The organism is Streptomyces sp. BYX5S (assembly GCF_054724165.1).
This window is the reverse complement of record NZ_CM138829.1, coordinates 4,961,730-4,978,304: the sequence shown is the minus strand read 5'-3', so window position 1 is coordinate 4,978,304 and position 16,575 is coordinate 4,961,730. Positions and strand designations below refer to the sequence as shown.

The following is a 16,575-nucleotide window of genomic DNA, read 5'->3' as shown; positions in this document are numbered from 1 at the left end:
GCGGCAGGCGGGCTTTCGGGCCTGCCCCTGCGTCGTCCACCCCCCTTCCGTCCTCTCCTCGCAGTCGGCCCCCACGCCCTGTACTCCTCGAGGTCCGCATCCATGATTGAGATACCCGAGCTGGCCGCGGGAACCCTGGCCGCCGGGACCGTGTCGGCGTTCGTGCTCGGCGGCGGGCTGCTCAGAGCCCGGCGGCAGGGCGACAGACAGCGCGGCGAGGCCGAATCCCTGCGCGCCCGCCTCGAAGCGACCCGTACGGACCTCGAAGCCGCCCGCGCGGACCTGGAAGCCTCCCGCGAGGAACTCGACGACCTCACCGCGGCGTTCGTCTCCGAGGTCGCCCACCTCTCCGGCAAGCGCATCCCCGCCGCCGCCACCCACGCGGCCCACCCGCACTACCGGGTGCCCGGCCCGCTGCGCCCCGAACTCGGCGGCCCGGCACTGGCCGAGGGCCTCGACTCCGTGCTCGACGGACTGCGCACCGCCATCGCCCAGGAGCGCAAGCGGGTCGACGCCGCCGCCCGCGCCGGGATGCGCGGCGCGACCCGCGAGATCCAGGCGGGCCTGTACCGGTTGCAGGACGTCCTGCGCGGACTCCAAGAGCGCTACGACGACCCGGAGTTGGCGCAGACGCTCTTCGCGCTCGACCACGAGAACGAGCAGTCGCTGCGCCGCGCGCAGGTCGCCGCCGTGGTCTGCGGCGCCTGGGTCGGGCTCGCCCGTGGCGAGTCGCACCTGGTGGAGGCCGTCACCGGAGGCCAGTCGCGGCTGGCCGGCTACGAACGCGTCAGCGTCCACAACCACCTCGAGGACGGCACCGGGCTCATCTCGCACGCCGTTGAACCGGTCGCCATCATCGTGGCCGAACTGCTCGACAACGCGCTGCGCTACTCCTCGCCCGACACCACCGTCGACGTGCACCTCGAACGCGTCCACCACGGCGTCAGCGTGACCGTCGACGACGCCGGCGTCGGCATGAACTCCGACGAACGGGCCTACGCCCAGCGGATGGTGGCGGGGGAGGAACCGATCCTGCTGTCGGAGCTCGGCGACCCGCCGCGCATGGGCCTCGCCGCGATCGGCCAGCTCACCCGCCAGTTCGACCTGTCCGTCGACCTGTCGTCGCCCTCCCCGTACGGCGGCGTCCGCGCGGTCCTGCTCGTACGGGACCACCTGCTGTGCCGGATCGCGCCGGAGGAGCGGCGGCCCGCCGCCGCGGCCCCCCGGTCCACCCACAAGTCCGGGCACCACGCCGCCCACGACGCCACCCACGCCCTCGCCGCCGACGAGACACCCGCGGCCCCCGCCCCGGCCCCCGCGGTGACGCCCACCCGGCCCACCGCCCAGCCGGACGCGCGGCCCGACGGGCCCGGGGCCGCCGACGGGGACGAACTGCCCCGGCGCCGCCGCAGGACCCGCTCCGACGCCGCCCCCGCCGCCCGGCCGGAGCCGACCCGGCAGCAGGCCGCCGCGCACCGCAGCCCCGAGGAGCAGGCCGCCGCGCTCGGCGCCCTCCAGGCGGCCACCGCCGCGGCACGGGCCGCCACGCCGCCGGACGACGAGCCCGCGCGGCAGGAGCAGGACACCAACGCCGCAAAGGAACCGCACGACACCGCCGGCAACCGCCCCGGCACCAGCGAAGGGAACGCCCCCCGATGAGCAGCCGTGACCTCGGTGACAGCGCCTGGGTCCTCGATCCGATCCTGGAGATCCCGCACGTCCAGGCCGCCGTCCTCCTGACCAGGGACGGCCTGGTCTCCGGCTACACCGACGCGCTGACGCAGGCCTCCGCCGAGCGCGTCGCCGCCATCACCAGCACCGTCCAGGGCGCCTGCCGCACCGCGGCGGCCGCCTTCGCCGACCAGGCGTCCGCGGAGGTGCGCCAGGTGGTCATCGAGTCCGACCACGGTTACATCCTCGTCGCGCCCACCGCCCACGGCACCTGCGTGGCGGCCTTCGGCGACCCCGAGGTCCGGCTCGACCTGCTCGGCCACCGGGTCCACTCCCAGGTGGCCAGGCTCGGCGAGAAGGCCATGGCGGCCGCGCCCCGCGGCACCGACGGCGGCGCAGAGGCATGACGGGGCGGCGGAGCGGCCGACCCCTGGTCCCCGCGTACCTCGCCACGGGCGGCGTCGCACGGCCCAGCCGCAACAGCCTGGAGCGGCTCTCCGTGCTGACCGGCGTCGCCCCGCCCTGGCCCACCGGCCTGCCCGCCGCGCAGCACGCCCTGCTGCGCACCCTGGACGGCGGCTCGCTCACCGTGGTCGAGTCCGCCGCCCTGCTCGAACTGCCGGTCTCCGCGGTACGGGTGCTCGCCGCCGCACTGATCGACCAGGGGCTCGTGGGCGCCCGCCCGCCGGTCCCGATCGCCGCGCAGCCCGATCCCGATCTGTTGAAGAGAGTCGCCGATGGCCTCCGCGCCCTCAAGCGCTGAATCCGCGCCCGCCGACGCCGAGTCCACGCCCGCGGGCGCCAAGAGCTCGGTGCATCTCCCGGACACCGCACGGGAGTTGGTGAAGATCCTCGTCACCGGCCCCTTCGGGGTGGGCAAGACCACCCTGATCGACTCCGTGTCCGAGATCCGCCCGCTGCACACCGAGGAACAGCTCACCGAGGCATCCGTCGCGGTCGACGACCTCGCGGGCGTGCGGGAGAAGGCCACCACGACCGTCGCCATCGACTTCGGCCGCATCAGCCTGCGCGGCGGGGCCGTGCTCTACCTGTTCGGCACCCCCGGCCAGGAGCGCTTCCGCGCGCTGTGGGACGACATCGCGTACGGCGCGCTCGGCGCCCTCGTCCTGGTCGACACCCGCAGGATCGACGAGTCCTTCGACGCCCTCGGCCTCGTCGAGGAGTCGGGGCTGCCCTACGCCGTCGCCTTCAACACCTTCCCGGACTCCCGCAGTTACACCGAGGAGCAGCTGCGGCTCTCCCTCGACCTGGAGCCGGACACCCCGATGGTGACCTGCGACGCCCGCGACACCCACTCCTCCGTCGACGCCCTGCTCGCCCTCGTGCAGCACCTCATCGACCGCAACAGCCCGGAGCCCCGATGACGTACCCCGCGCAGGCCGAGGCGTTCCACCTGTCCGCGCCGGTCCGCCTGTGGGAGGACGGCTTCGCCGCCGACCCGCACAGCTACTACGAGGCGCTGCGCGCCCAGGGCCCCGTCGGCCACGCCGAACTCGCCCCCGGAGTGGCCGCGTACGTCGTGACGGACCGCCGGGCCGCCCTCGACCTGCTCCACGACACCGAGACGTGGTCGCACGACCCGAGGGCGTGGGAGGAGGAGGTCGACGGCGACTCGCCGATCCTCGGCATGATGCGCTGGCGGCCCAACGCGCTGTTCAACGACGGTGCGCTGCACGTGCGTTACCGGCGCGCCCTCATCGACGCCTTCGACCTGGTGGAGCCGCACGACCTGCGCGAGCGCGTGCACCACGCCGTGGACGTGCTGGCCGCCCGGATCGCCCCGCGGGGGCGCGCCGACCTCGTGAGCGAGTTCGCCCGCCCGCTGATGTCACTGGTCTTCAACAACCTCTTCGGCCTGCCCGACAGCGAGAGCGAGCGCCTCCAGGGCGCCATCGCCCAGGTGATGGACGGCGGTGACCAGGCCGCGCGCGGCGAGGAGGAGTTCGGCCGCTACATCCTGGACCTCATCGCCGCCAAGAGCGCCGAGCGCGGTCAGGACCTCACCAGCTGGCTGCTCGACCACCCCCTCGGCCTCACCCCCGAGGAGGTCACCTGGCAGGTCTTCCTCATGCTCGGCGCGGGCCACGAGCCCACCGCCAACCTCGTCTCCAACTCCCTGTCGCGGATCCTCGGCAACCCGGCGTACTACTCGACGCTCACCAGCGGCTCCCGGCCGGTCATGGACGCGGTCGTCGAAGTCCTGCGCCACGAGACCCCGTTGGCGAACTACGGCATCCACTACGCCCGGGAGCCCCTCACCTTCCACGGGGTGTGGGTGCGCGCGGCCGTTCCCGTCGTCATCTCGTACGGCGCCCTCGGCCGCACCGCCGAGGAAGAGGCCGCCGGGGCCGCGACGTCGCGGCATCCGCAGGACGCCTCGCACCTGTCCTGGTCGGCCGGGGAGCACTCCTGCCCGGTCAAGCAGCACACCCTGCTGATCGCCACCGAGGCCATCGAACGGCTCACCCAGTGGCTCCCCGACCTGGAGCCGCTCACCCCGCGGGAGCGACTGACCTGGCGCACCGGACCGTTCCACCGGTCGCTGACGGAACTGCCCGTGCGCTTCGTGCCCCGCACCTCGTCCCAGTCAGGAGCAGAAGAGTGACCGAGACCGCGTCTTCGCCCCGTATCGCCATCGACCCGTTCGGCGCCGACCTGCCGGCCGAGGCCGCCCGACTGCGCGCGGCGGGGCCCGTGGTCCCCGTCGAACTGCCCGGCGGCATCCCGGCCTGGGCGCCGACCCGCTACGACACCCTCAAGTCGCTGATCCTCGACCCACGGGTGAGCAAGGACCCGCGCAAGCACTGGTCGCTGTGGCCCCGCATCGCCGAACACCCCGAGTGGGGCTGGGTGCTCGGCTGGGTGGGTGTGGTCAACATGCTCTCCACGTACGGCCCCGACCACACACGGCTGCGCAAGCTCGTCGCGCCCAGCTTCACCGCCCGCCGCACCGAGCTGATGCGCCCGCGCGTCGAGAACATCACCGAGGAACTCCTCAAGGCCCTCGACGCGGCGCCCGACGGCGTCGTGGACCTGCGCCCCCGGTACGCCAACCAGCTCCCCATGCAGCTGATCTGTGAACTCTTCGGTGTACCGGACGAGTTGCTGGGTCCCGTCGAGCGTCTCGTCGACGCCATCATGGACACCTCGGACCCGAGCCCCGAGCACGGCGCGTTCGTGCAGCAGCAGATCGGCACCGTGCTCCCGGCGATCATCGCCCACCGCACCGAGCACCCCGGCGACGACATGACCACCGAGCTGCTGCGGGTCCGCGCGGAGGACGGCGACCGGCTCAGCGACGAGGAACTCCTGTACACCCTGCTCCTGGTGATCGGCGCGGGCTTCGAGACGACCGTCAACCTGATCGGCAACGCCGTCGTCGCCCTGCTCACCCACCCCGAGCAGCTCGCCGCGGTCCGCTCCGGCGAGATCACCTGGGACGCCGTCATCGACGAGACCCTGCGCGTGCACCCCTCGATCGCCAACCTGCCGCTGCGCTTCGCGGTCTCGGACGTGACGGTGGACGGCGTGACGATCCCGGCGGGCGACGCCATCCTCACGACGTACGCCGCCTCGGGCTACGACCCGGAGCACTACGGCCCGACGGCCGCCGAGTTCGACGCGGCCAACGCCGGAGACGACCACATGTCGTTCGGCATCGGCGTGCACCGCTGCATCGGCGCCCCGCTCGCCCGCCTGGAGGCCCGTACCGCCCTGCCCGCCCTCTTCGACCGCTTCCCGGACATCGCGCTCGCGGTCGGGCCGCAGGAGCTGCGCCAGGTGCCGTCGTTCATCGCGTACGGCTGGCAGGAGATCCCGGTGCGGCTGTTCGGCTGAGAGTCCCGGCCGACGGTGAGGAGAGCGAAGAGGCTGTTTCTTAAGAGGAAAGGTGAGAAGGAAGCCTCTTCATGGCCTCACCGGGCCGGGTCGAGGAAGGCGAAGGGACTAGGCATCAAACCCCCGACAAGGGTGGGTGGAGAAGGAAGCCCCGTCATGGCCTCGACGTGTCGAACGCTAGCAGTCACTCGGGAATGACGTCACGCAGATTTTCCGGGGTCAGGATCCGCGACTCCTGGTGCAGCCCGTCGGGGCGCCGCATCCCGAGGTACGTGACCGGCCCGTCCGGAACGCTCTCGCCGTCCCACACGGTGACGTCCGTACCGCCCTTCAGGCCGAGCAGCCAGCGCACGGTCAGGTGCTCCCGCTCGACGATGCCGCGCGCCAGCGCTTCCACCGTCACACGGGTCTCCTCGACGCGGTTCGCGGCCGGGGCGCCCTTGAGGTACAGGTGCAGCCAGTGCGCACGCCAACCGCCGTCCGCATCGCGCCGGAACACCAGCGGCAGCGCCACCCGGCCGGGCCCGCGCAGATCCGACTTCATCCGCACGGTCCGCGGCTCGAACGGCCGCCCCTTCTGCTCGCCCTCGCGGAGCATGAACCCGAAGAACGACTCCTCGACGTCCATGAACCCCTCACCGGAGTACAGCAGGACCTCCGGGACGACGAAGGTGCCGCGCACCGCCCCGAGCCGCAGCTCGATGAACTCCGAGGCACCGTCCGGCGCTTCGGTGATGTCTCCGGAGTGCCGGCCCTCCAGGTCCGTCAGCTGCGTGTACGAGAGCCAGGTGACCTCCTGGTACGCCTCGTCCAGGACCAGGGCGGACAGGTCGTAGTCGGTGGTCTCGTTCTTCTGCTTCCAGTACACGAAGAACCGCAGCAGCTCGCCCTCGACGGGTGACACCGAACCGCGCGGCAGTACCCCGAGACCGGACGACACGGCCTTGCCGCTGAGCTGCAGGGCGACATCGAGCATGTCCGGGTCGACGAGCACCGGGCCCGCGGGGTCCGGCAGCCGGCGCGCGATCTCGGCGTCGAGCAGCGCGGTCAGCCGCTCCTTGGCGGAGTCCGGCAGCGCGGGACGGGTGTCCTCCGCGACCCAGGCGCGGCCGCGCCGATTGATGAACACCCGGCGCACGCCGTCCTGTTCGAGCCGGTCGCCCCGGTTCAGCAGGTGCTGGCGCACCGAGAGCAGGACGCGCCCGGACACCTCCGGCGCCACCTCCGCCACGGCGTCGAGCACGCGGTCGCGCTCCTCCTGGGTGCGGGCGGTGCGCAGCAGCCGGTCCACGGACCGCAGCAGCACACCCGGCGCGGACGTCAGCAGCTCCACGGCGCCCGTGAGGTCGCCCTGGCCGAGCAGTTCCTCGGTGCGGCTCGCGAAGGACCGCGCCCGCTGCTCCCCGCGTGCCACCGCGAACACCTGCGCGGCGCCCGGCCACTGGGGGTACTCGTGCGGGTGCAGCCGCTCACCGAGCCGCTTCCACGCCTCCCGGTGCACGGCCACGTCGGCGAGCTTCGCGGGCGCCGCGGCGACCACCGCGTCCAGACCGGCGAGCAGCGCGCGGCGGGTGGGCCGCGACAGCTTCACGAACCGGGTGCGCTCGACGAGGGAGACGTCACCGTCCACGAGCGCGCAGGCGAGGCGCAGCACATCGGTGACGGTGTCGAGGATCAGCCCCGAACCCGCCCGCAGGCGCGCCCTGTTGACGACCGCGCGGTTCTCCCGCACCGGGATCTCCGCCGGCTGCGGAGCGTCCACGCAGTGCGTGGCCAGCGTGTCGAGGTCACCGAGGTGCTCCTCTCCCAGGGGCGTGCGGCTGCCCGCGAGCTCCAGGTACAGCGCGCGGACCTCGTCCTCCGCCTCCCGGCCGAGGTGCAGCACCGTCACCCGGTCACCGGCCGCCGCGATCAACTCGTCGTGATGGCCCAGCATCTCGGTGTACGTGTGCTGGTAGCGCCCGTACGACGGCAGCGTCAGCAGATTCACCACGCCGGTGCTGAGCTGCTTGAGGGTGCCTTCGCGGGTGTCGGTGTCGGCGAGGGCGTCACGGACGCACGCCATCCAGAAGTCGAGGGTGTCCGGCACGTTCGCCGGGAAGTCGACGAAGTACGTGTTGTGCCGCACGTGGTCGCCGACCAGCTCACGCACACCGGCCAGCGTTCGCACGGCGACGTCGATCACCGCGCCCTCGGACAGCCCCGACAGCCGCTCCAGGAGCGGCGCGGACAGCTTGAAGCCCACGGACATCAGCGCGGCGTCGAACTGCCGCGCGCAGACGGCACCGTCACCGGCCGCCCCGTCGGGAACGGGGAGCCGGTACGTGTGCCGGAGGATCAGATGCTCGAGAGGGTGGACCATGCGGGAATGGTGACAGAGGGGCACGGACCAGCGCACTCGGGTTTTCGACGCGGGCGGCGGAGCACGCCGCGCGCCCAACGCCCGCACTCGACAGCCCAGTTCGGTCGGATGTCACGGCGCCGACGTGTCCCACAGGGGACGCGTGCCCAACCCGGCGACATCCAGGGCCAGTTCCGCGTACATGGCGTTCGCCCAGGAGAACCACGGGCGGGTGAACCTGGTCGGGTCGTCCTTGTGGAAGGACTCGTGCATCGCGCCGGTGCCGCCGTCGGTGTCGAGCAGGGTGCGCAGCAGGTGGAGCCTGCGGGCGGGGTCGGTGCTGGTGAGGCCCTCCACGGCGAGGGCGATGGGCCAGATGTAGCCGTCGAACGTGTGGGGACTGCCCACGCCCTCGGCGGCGGTGCCCCGGTACCAGTACGGGTTGGCGGGGGAGAGGACGAAGGCGCGGGTGGCGAGGTACCGCGCGTCCGTCGGCGCGATGTCGGCGACCAGTGGCAGGGAGAGCAGGCCGGGCATGTTGGCGTCGTCCATCAGGAGCGCGTTGCCGTGACCGTCGACCTCGTAGGCGTAGATCGTTCCGTGGTCGGGGTGGTCGACCGTCCCATGCCGTCCGGTCGCCGCACGCAGCTCCGCCGCCAACTCGGCCGCTTCGTCCGCCAGTTCGGTGTCGGCCACGTGCCGCGCCATGGCGGCGACCCCGTCGAGTGCGGCCGCGGCACACAGGTTGGCGGGGACGTTGTATCCGTAGGTGCAGGCGTCGTCGCTGGGCCTGAATCCGCTCCAGGTCATGCCCGTCCGGGCGACGGGTGTCCCGCGCCCCGCGTTCGCGAGGGTGTCGGTCGGCGGGGCGTCGGCCCGTACGAAGCGGTACTTCGAGAGGCCCTCGTGGTCCTGCTCCGTGCGCCACACGCGCAGTGCGGAGCGCGCCGCGTCCAGCGCCCGCGCCACGTGATCGGTGCGCCCGGTCGCCCGCCAGAAGCGGTGGGCGAGCAGCAGCGGGAAGGCGAGGGAGTCGACCTCGTACTTCTCCTCCCAGACCCAGGGGTCCTCGCACAGGTCGTCCGGGTCGTGGGCGCGGCCCGAGGGTTCGGCGTTGAAGGCGTTGGCGTACGGGTTGTGCGCGATCTGCCGGAACTGGCGGAGCAGCACGGCGAGGACGAGGTCCTGAAGGGCCTCGTCGCCGTCCAGGAGTGCCAGGTACGGCATCATCTGCGTCGACGAGTCGCGCAGCCACATCGCGGGGATGTCACCCGTCACCACGAAGGCGGAGCCGTCGGGCATCGTGCGGATGGTGCGGGCCAGTGTGTCGTCCAGGCAGCGGACCAGCGTCTGTCCGAAACGGGGATCGCCGAGCTCGTCGAGACGGCCCACCACCCGCTGGACGACCGGATGGTTCTCGACGCTGGTGGGGAACGGCATCGTCGGCCTTTCGCTGGCGGCGCGTGGACGAAAAACGATGCCAAACGTAGATCACCTGCGCCCGGCGGGGAAGGGCGAGTCGCAGGCCTCCCCGGCCATGGCGGCGGGGCGCGGGGCGGGCGTGGCGCCTACAGCACTCCTCTCCACCACAATTGACACTTCGTCAGGTCTCGCCCACCGTGACGCCATGAGCCTTCTCCCGCCACCCGCCCGGTTCCTGCCCCGCGGCGCCGAGTCCTGGCGCGACCCCTACGCGATGTACGCGGCCCTGCGCGACCACGATCCGCTGCACCACGTCGAGGACGGCGACTACTGGGTGCTGTCCCGCTACGACGACGTCCTCGACGCGCTGCGACGCCCCGAAACGTTCTCCTCCCGGCAGGGGCTGACCGTGGTCCGCGACGACATGGCCGCGGCCGGCGTGGACGTCGCGCCACCGCTGGTGATGCTCGACCCGCCCGAGCACACGGAGTTCCGCAAGCTGCTCACCAGGGGGTTCACCCCGCGCCGCGTCGAGTCCGTGGCGGACGCGGTGCGCGCGTTCGTGCGCGCCCGGCTCGACGAGGTCGACGCCCTCGCGGCGGCGGGCCGCCCCGTCGACATCGTCGACGCGCTGATGCGGCCGCTGCCCTGCTTCGTCGTCGCCCACTACCTGGGTGTCGACGAGGCCGACCGGCAGCGATTCGCGGGCTGGACGCGGGCGATCGTGCAGGCGGGCGCCGAAGGGCACGCGCTCGACGCGCAGGAGGCGGTCGGCGAACTGTTCGCGTACTTCGCCGACTTGATCGAGCGGCGTCGTGCGCACCCCGCCGACGACACGGTGTCCGACCTGGTCCGGATCCTGGCCGACGACCCGCAGGCCGTGATCCGTATCCTCGGATTCGCCTTCACGATGATCGCCGGCGGCAACGACACGACCATCGGGCTGCTCACCACGGCGGCCGAACTGCTCACCGAAGAACCGGAGTTGCGCCGTCGCGTCGCCACGGATCCGGCGTCGGTCGGACCGTTCGTCGAGGAGGCGCTGCGCCTGGCGTCGCCCGTGCAGGGACTGGCCCGCACCCTCACCGCAGACCTCTCCGCGCACGGCAGGACGGCGCCCGCCGGGAGCAAGGTGCTGCTGCTGTACGGCTCCGCCAACCGCGACCCGCGCGCCTTCGGCGCCCACGCGGACGCGGTCGACCTGGAACGCACGGGCCCCCAGCACCTGGCCTTCGGGTACGGGCCGCACCACTGCCTCGGCGCCGCGGCGGCCCGCCTCCAGGGGCGGATCGCGCTCACCGAACTCCTCGCCCGCTTCCCGCGCTTCACCGTCGACGCGCCCCGAGGCACGTTCGCCGACGGCTGCTACGTACGGCGGTACGAGACGCTGCCGTTCACGCCGAATCCCTGAAGCGCGGGGGATGTCTACTCGCATCTCATTCAACTGACGTACCGCGCACGGCGGTTGGCCGTGGACGCGGAGCGCCCGGATGACTCGCGGCCATCCGGGTGATCATGGCGCATGCATATATTTTTCGGACTCTATGCTCCCGTTCCATGAAAAAGGAACAGCCCGCCCGAGCAGCCGCGGACACGGCCGACGTGGTCGTGCTCGGGGCCGGGCCCGCCGGGCTCGTGCTCGGCAATCTGCTCGTGGCGCACGGCGTCGACTGCGTCGTCCTGGAGCGCGCGGAGCGCTCGCACATCGAGACGCGGGCCCGCGCGGGCTTCCTGGCCGCGAACACCGTGAGAATCCTCAAGCGGCACGCCCTCGCCGACGGCCTGCTCCGCGACGGCCGCCCGCACAGCACCTGTGAATTCCGCACCGACGACGGCCGGTTCGCCCTGGACTACGCCACCCTCGGCCGCGGCGAACCGCACACCGTCTACCCCCAGCAGAAGCTGGTCACCGACCTGCTGGCGCGGTACCTGGAGGCCGGCGGACGGATCCGTCTGGGCACCGAGGCGGTGTCCGTGCGGGACGCCGACAGCGGCCGTCCGACGGTCGACACCCGCGACGCGGACGGCCGCCCCGGCCGCTGGCGGGCCCGCTACGTCGCGGGCTGCGACGGGCGGCACGGCGCCGCCCGCCGCTCGCTCCCGCCCGGCACCGCCCGCCACCAGCGCGACCACGGAGTGAGCTGGCTGGGGCTGCTGGCCGAGGCCCCGCCCAGCATGGACACGGTCGGCTACGCCGTCCACGAACGGGGCTTCGCCGGGCACATGGCCCGCACCCCCGACACCACCCGCTACTACCTCCAGTGCGAGCGCGGCACCCCCGCCGACGCCTGGTCCGACGACCGCGTCTGGGCCGAACTCGACCTGCGGATGCGGGCGGAGAAGTACGGCCCGCTGACCCGCGGCCGCATCGTGCGGCGCGACGTCGTCGACCTCCGCTCCGACGTGCTCGAACCGCTCGACCACGGCTCGCTGTTCCTCGCGGGCGACGCGGCGAGCCTGCTGCCCCCGGCCGCCGCCAAGGGCGCCAACCTCGCCGTCCTCGAAGCCGAACTGCTCGCCGACGCGCTCGTCGACGCCCTGCGCCACGGGGACCCGCGCGGCCTCGCCGCGTACTCGGCGCGCTGCCTGGAGCACATCTGGCGCGCCCAGGAGTTCTCGCACTGGATGATCGACCTGCTGCACGCGGCCCACGGCACGGACGACGCGACACGCTTCCACAACTCCCTGCGCCGCGCCCGCCTGTCCTCGCTGCGCACCTCGCGCAGCCGGCAGGACTGGTTCGCCGAGCACTACGTCGGCGTCTGAACCACGCCGCCCCCCCAGCCCCCGGCGCACGGCGGCACCCGCCTGCCCGGCCATCCCAGATTCCAGAATGAGGAACACCCCGCAATGATCACGACGTCGGCGGGCGACACGTCCCGCCTGCGCGCGACGGTGGAATTCGTCGCCGAGCAGGACACCGCCCGCCTGCTCCCCCTGCTGCTGCCCGGCCTCGACGGCCCGGAACTGCGCGCCCTCACCGAACGCTGCCGCTTCTCGCACGCCGCACTGCTCGTCTTCCCGCCCGACGCCCAGGCACTGGACGCCACCCTCGCCGCGTGCGGCCTGAAGCCGGACGGACCGCCGCGCCCCAGCGTCGTCGTCCGCGAGCGCCTGGCCCTGCGTCACCGCCGCCCCGTGACGGAACTCGACGTCGGCATCCTGCGCCCGGCCGTCATCGGCCACGACGGAACGCACCGCACCGTCGAGGTGTTCGCGCTGGCCGCACCGCCCGGCTCCGGCCTGGAGGCACTCGCCGCCCACGAGCGCGAGCACCAGCACGAGGCACACGTCGCCTTCGACGTCACGGCCCCCGACCCGCTGGTCCTGCGCGGCCTGTGCGCGACCTTCGGGCGGCACGGCGCCGTCCCCGACGGCGGCGGCTACAACCCGCACGAGAACGGCACGGTGTTCTACTTCGCCGCGCCCGCCGACACCAAGTCCCCCTACCGGCGCGTGGAACTCTACGTACCCGGTGACCACCGCGACGCACTGGCAGGACACCTCGACGAGCACCGCCGGCGGCAGCCCGCCGAGGCGCTGCTGCGGCTGCTCACCGGCGCCTGGACGACGCAGGCGCTCGCCGCGTTCGCACGGCTGCGGGTGGCCGACGCCCTGCGCACCGACACCGGCACACCCGTCGCGGACCTGGCGCGCGAGGTGGACGCGGCGCCCGACAGCCTGGCCACGCTGCTGCGCTACCTCGCGATGCTGAACGTGGTCGCCGAACACCCGGCGGACGGCTACCGGCTCACCGGGCTGGGCGCCCTGCTGCGCGCCGACGCCCCGGGCTCCATGCGATCCCTGGCCCTCATGTACGGCGGCCCGTTCTACGAGTCCTTCGCCGGGCTCGACCACACGGTGCGCACCGGCGAGGTCGCCTTCGACCACGTCTTCGGCGAGAACCACTTCGACCACTTCGCCCGCAGGCCCGAACTCGCCGAACTCTTCGACCAGTCCATGGCTGCCAGCTCCCGGATGTTCGACCCGCTGCCCGCCCACCCCGTCCTCGCGGCGGCCGCCCGCGAGCCCGGCGGCGGGACCGTGGTCGACATCGCCGGCGGCAACGGCACCCTGCTCGCCACCGTCCTCACCGCCCACCCGGGGCTGCGCGGCGTCCTGCTGGAGCGGCCGCACGTGATCGATGCGGCCCGCCGGGCCCTCGACGCGGCGGGCCTCGGCGCCCGCTGCGACCACCGGGCCGGGGACTTCGCCGACGTGCCCGAGGGCGGCGACGTCTACCTGCTCTCGCGGGTGCTGCACGACTGGGACGACGACCGCTGCCGCGCCATCCTGCGCGACTGCGCCCGCGCCATGCCCGACCACGCCGACCTGCTGATCGTCGAGCGGCTCCTGCCCGCCGACGGCCGGGCGTCGCTGGCCACGGCCTGGGACCTGCACATGATGTGCAACGTGGGCGGCCGCGAACGCCGCGCCGACCACTTCGCCCGGCTGCTGGCCGACGCGGGCCTCACCCTGGTCGGCAGCACGGCGCTGCCGCTGGACGCGCACGTCCTGCACGCGCGCCGAGCGGGCGCGGACGACCGCTGACGGTCAGTGCCGCAGTCCGGGCTCGACGCGCCGCCCGGTGGGCTCGGTGTCCGGGAGGGACTCCGGGCCCGGCCCCGGGTCCGAGTCCTGCAACGCGGCCAGGAGAGCGCTCTGCCCGGCCAGGAGCTCGGTGAGGATACGGCGCGCCGCGCGCAGGAGTTCGGCGACGTCGCCGCCCGCGAGGGCGTAGGTGACGGTGGTGCCCTCGCGGGTGGAGACGACGATGCCGGACCGGCGCAGCACGGCCAGTTGCTGGGAGAGGTTCGAGGGCTCGACATGGATGTCGAGGAGCAGATCCCGTACCGACACCGGGCCGTTCTGCAGCAGTTCGAGGACCCGGATGCGGACAGGGTGCCCCAGCATGCGGAAGAACTCGGCTTTGACCTGATAGAGGGGGGCCTGCACGGGATCGCTCACTTCCCTGGCTCGAAGGGGGCGGTGCGGCGGGGCGCTGCGGCCGGTCGCCGTGCCCGGGGTGCCGCCCCAGTCTCCTCGGCCGGGGCCCGGGGGTCCGGGAGTTCGGCAGATGCGGACATCAAGACTTGAAGAACTCTTCAAGTCCTCCACAAATAAAAGAGGCCGGGGCTCAGACCTCCAGTTGCCCCTCGATGCGCTTGAGGTGGTGACGGGCCATGGCGAGGTTCGCGCGGCCCTTGTCGAGGACCAGGTAGATGAACAGCCCCTTGCCCGACTTGTGGGCCACCGGCCGGATCAGGTGGTACTGGAGGCCCAGGGTGATCAGGATGTCCTCGATCGTCTCCTGGAGGCCCAGCGTTTCGAGGGTGCGCATCTTGGCGCGGATCACGTCGGTGTTGCCCGCCGCGGCGACGGTCAGGTCCAGCTCCTTGTCACCGCCCAGGGTGCCCAGGGCCATCCCGCTGTTGTAGTCGACGACGGCCGCGCCCAGAGCGCCGTCCACCTCGGTGAGCAGGGTCTTCAGGGTCACTTCCACGCTGGTCATGGACTCTCCTCTGCGAGTTCCGCCACGCATTCCTGCACGGATACGGAGTCCGGTTCTCCGGCCCCCGGCGGGAACACTAGGCAGTCGCGCGCCGCCGTGTGGGGCATATGCCGAAAACGGTTGCGCGCGGCCGCGGAGTCTGAACGCCCAGCGGCGCGCGGCCTGTTGGGGCGCCGAGCGGTCAGAGCTGCTTCCCGCGCAGGCTCTCGTAGTGATCGGCCATGGCCACGACGGACCGGGCGAGCCGCCGGGCGTGGGCGATGCCCGCGTGCAGACCGGGCCGGGGCGTCACCGTCAGGCGTCCGCGCGCCTCGCCGACCCCGATCCGGGCGCAGGAGGCGGGCACGTCGTCGGCGGGCAGCGCGGACGCCAGGCTCAGCACCTCGGGGGCGGCCAGCATGATCATGCCGCGCAGGGCGACGGTGAGCGTGTCCAACTCCTCGGCGGCGGGCGCCTCGGCGTCCTCGGCGAGCAGCCGGTGCGCGGCGGTGCGCATCGTGACCACGTCCAGCGGACGCGGGTCGTGCTCTGGTGCGGTGTGCGGGCAGGGTGCGGAATCCATGTGATCGTGCTCCTCGTACGGTTCGGCCGCGCACCGGGGCCGTCGGTGCGGTCGCCGGATACCTATGTTCTGCCGGGACCCGTGCGGCGGATGCAGTCCGCCGTCTCCCGCCTCCCCCTCATCGGTGCCGCCCGAGGTCTGGACCCCGCGAGGATCTCCGGCGAGCATGGCCGGTGCACGGTACAGCGGCCGGTGCGCGCGGCCGGTCGCGCGTGCCGTACGAGCAGCACCTCCGAGAAGGCTCGACGAGGGGACGGCCGTATGCCACTGGAACCGGTCACCCAGGCGTTCCTGGCGGAACTGGCCGAGGCCGACGGCCCGGCGATCCACGAGTCGACACCGGCGATCGCCCGTCTGCACGGCCCGGTCCTCTCCGGCCTCAGCGGCCGCGGACCGGAGGTCGGGGCGGTGGACGACGTCAAGATCGAGGGCCGGGGAGGCGGCAGGTTCCGCACCCGGGTGCTGCGCCCCGCGGGCACCCCGCGGGCGGTCCTCGTCTACTTCCACGGCGGCGGCTGGGTCCTCGGCGACATCGACCTCCAGTACGACCACGTGGGACGCCGACTCGTCGACGCGACGGGGGCCACCGTGGTCATGGTCAACTACCGCAAGGCGCCCGAGCATCCGTTCCCGACCGCGGTCGACGACAGTTGGGCCGCGCTCACTTGGGTCGCCGAGCGCGCGGCCGAACTCGCCCCCGCAGGGGCCCCGTTGATCGTCGCGGGTGACAGCGCGGGCGGCAACATCGCCGCGGTGATGTGCCGATGGGCCCGCGACCGGGGCGGCCCGCGCATCGACTACCAGGCCCTCGTCTACCCCGTCACCGACTGCGACTTCGAGCGCCCCTCGTACGTCGCGCCGGAGAACCAGCTGCTGCTCGGCCGCGACACCATGATCTGGTTCTGGGACCACTACCTCCCCGACGCGGCGGCCCGCACCCACCCCGACGCGTCCCCGCTGCGCGCCGACAGCCTCGCGGACCTGCCCCCGGCGCTCGTCCACGTCGCCGAGTACGACCCGCTGCACGACGAGGGGGTCGCCTACGCCGAGGCCCTGCGGGCCGCGGGCGTCCCGGTCGCCCTCCAGGAGGCCACGGGCCAGATGCACGCCTTCTTCCAAATGGCGGGCATCCTGCCGGGGTTCGAGGACGGCCTGCGTCTCGTGGCCGAGCACATCAACACGTTCGTCGCCGGAAGGACGGTGTGACAC

General features: G+C 73.0%; 15 protein-coding genes. 10 read left to right on the top strand and 5 right to left on the bottom strand.

Annotated features, from left to right (window positions below; translation table 11 throughout):
• Positions 1–102: 102 nt before the first annotated feature.
• From ACYBSK_RS22705 to ACYBSK_RS22680, 6 genes are read left to right on the top strand one after another with little or no spacing between them, the layout of a single operon-like run.
• Entirely contained in the window at positions 103–1,659 is a 1,557-nt protein-coding gene (locus tag ACYBSK_RS22705; protein WP_460243102.1) for an ATP-binding protein, read from the top strand.
• Positions 1,656–2,078: a roadblock/LC7 domain-containing protein gene (locus ACYBSK_RS22700; protein ID WP_457479054.1), complete on the top strand. Its 423-nt coding sequence runs from the start codon at positions 1,656–1,658 to the stop codon at positions 2,076–2,078. The genes ACYBSK_RS22705 and ACYBSK_RS22700 overlap by 4 nt, the downstream gene beginning before the upstream one ends.
• Complete coding sequence (locus ACYBSK_RS22695) at positions 2,075–2,434, top strand: DUF742 domain-containing protein (protein WP_457479053.1); 360 nt, start codon at positions 2,075–2,077, stop codon at positions 2,432–2,434. Before ACYBSK_RS22700 ends, ACYBSK_RS22695 begins: the two co-directional genes overlap by 4 nt.
• Positions 2,409–3,056, top strand: a complete 648-nt coding sequence (locus ACYBSK_RS22690) for a GTP-binding protein (RefSeq protein ID WP_460243101.1) — start codon at positions 2,409–2,411, stop codon at positions 3,054–3,056. The genes ACYBSK_RS22695 and ACYBSK_RS22690 overlap by 26 nt, the downstream gene beginning before the upstream one ends.
• Positions 3,053–4,297 (top strand): cytochrome P450 family protein, encoded by a 1,245-nt coding sequence (locus tag ACYBSK_RS22685; RefSeq protein ID WP_460243100.1) that lies wholly within the window; start codon positions 3,053–3,055, stop codon positions 4,295–4,297. Before ACYBSK_RS22690 ends, ACYBSK_RS22685 begins: the two co-directional genes overlap by 4 nt.
• Positions 4,294–5,529, top strand: a complete 1,236-nt coding sequence (locus ACYBSK_RS22680; protein ID WP_457479050.1) for a cytochrome P450 family protein — start codon at positions 4,294–4,296, stop codon at positions 5,527–5,529. The genes ACYBSK_RS22685 and ACYBSK_RS22680 overlap by 4 nt, the downstream gene beginning before the upstream one ends.
• A 184-nt stretch (positions 5,530–5,713) precedes the next feature.
• Here the strand turns inward: ACYBSK_RS22680 and ACYBSK_RS22675 are convergent, their stop codons facing one another.
• Positions 5,714–7,891, bottom strand: coding sequence for a TerD family protein (locus ACYBSK_RS22675; protein WP_460243099.1), 2,178 nt, complete (start codon positions 7,889–7,891; stop codon positions 5,714–5,716).
• Between the two features lie 111 nt (positions 7,892–8,002).
• Complete coding sequence (locus ACYBSK_RS22670) at positions 8,003–9,310, bottom strand: glycoside hydrolase family 125 protein (protein WP_460243098.1); 1,308 nt, start codon at positions 9,308–9,310, stop codon at positions 8,003–8,005.
• 187 nt (positions 9,311–9,497) lie between these two features.
• Between ACYBSK_RS22670 and ACYBSK_RS22665 the strand changes: the two genes are divergently transcribed.
• The 3 genes from ACYBSK_RS22665 to ACYBSK_RS22655 all read left to right on the top strand — a co-directional run bounded on the left by ACYBSK_RS22665 (position 9,498) and on the right by ACYBSK_RS22655 (position 13,843).
• Positions 9,498–10,703, top strand: coding sequence for a cytochrome P450 (locus ACYBSK_RS22665; protein WP_460243097.1), 1,206 nt, complete (start codon positions 9,498–9,500; stop codon positions 10,701–10,703).
• Between the two features lie 146 nt (positions 10,704–10,849).
• A complete protein-coding gene (locus ACYBSK_RS22660) occupies positions 10,850–12,058 on the top strand; it encodes a 4-hydroxybenzoate 3-monooxygenase (RefSeq protein ID WP_460243096.1) in 1,209 nt (402 codons plus the stop codon).
• Between the two features lie 84 nt (positions 12,059–12,142).
• Positions 12,143–13,843 (top strand): methyltransferase, encoded by a 1,701-nt coding sequence (locus tag ACYBSK_RS22655; RefSeq protein WP_460243095.1) that lies wholly within the window; start codon positions 12,143–12,145, stop codon positions 13,841–13,843.
• Between the two features lie 3 nt (positions 13,844–13,846).
• On the opposite strand, the gene ACYBSK_RS22650 is transcribed toward ACYBSK_RS22655, so the two are convergent.
• From ACYBSK_RS22650 to ACYBSK_RS22640, 3 genes are all read right to left on the bottom strand, one after another.
• Entirely contained in the window at positions 13,847–14,248 is a 402-nt protein-coding gene (locus tag ACYBSK_RS22650; protein WP_457479044.1) for an ArsR/SmtB family transcription factor, read from the bottom strand.
• 181 nt (positions 14,249–14,429) lie between these two features.
• Positions 14,430–14,804, bottom strand: coding sequence for a hypothetical protein (locus tag ACYBSK_RS22645; RefSeq protein ID WP_457479043.1), 375 nt, complete (start codon positions 14,802–14,804; stop codon positions 14,430–14,432).
• Between the two features lie 181 nt (positions 14,805–14,985).
• On the bottom strand, positions 14,986–15,366 hold the full coding sequence (locus ACYBSK_RS22640) for a DUF6415 family natural product biosynthesis protein (protein WP_460243094.1): 381 nt from the start codon (positions 15,364–15,366) through the stop codon (positions 14,986–14,988).
• Between the two features lie 261 nt (positions 15,367–15,627).
• Between ACYBSK_RS22640 and ACYBSK_RS22635 the strand changes: the two genes are divergently transcribed.
• The gene (locus tag ACYBSK_RS22635; RefSeq protein ID WP_460243093.1) at positions 15,628–16,572 is read left to right on the top strand and encodes an alpha/beta hydrolase; all 945 of its coding nucleotides are present in this window, start codon (positions 15,628–15,630) and stop codon (positions 16,570–16,572) included.
• The last annotated feature ends 3 nt before the right edge of the window (positions 16,573–16,575 follow it).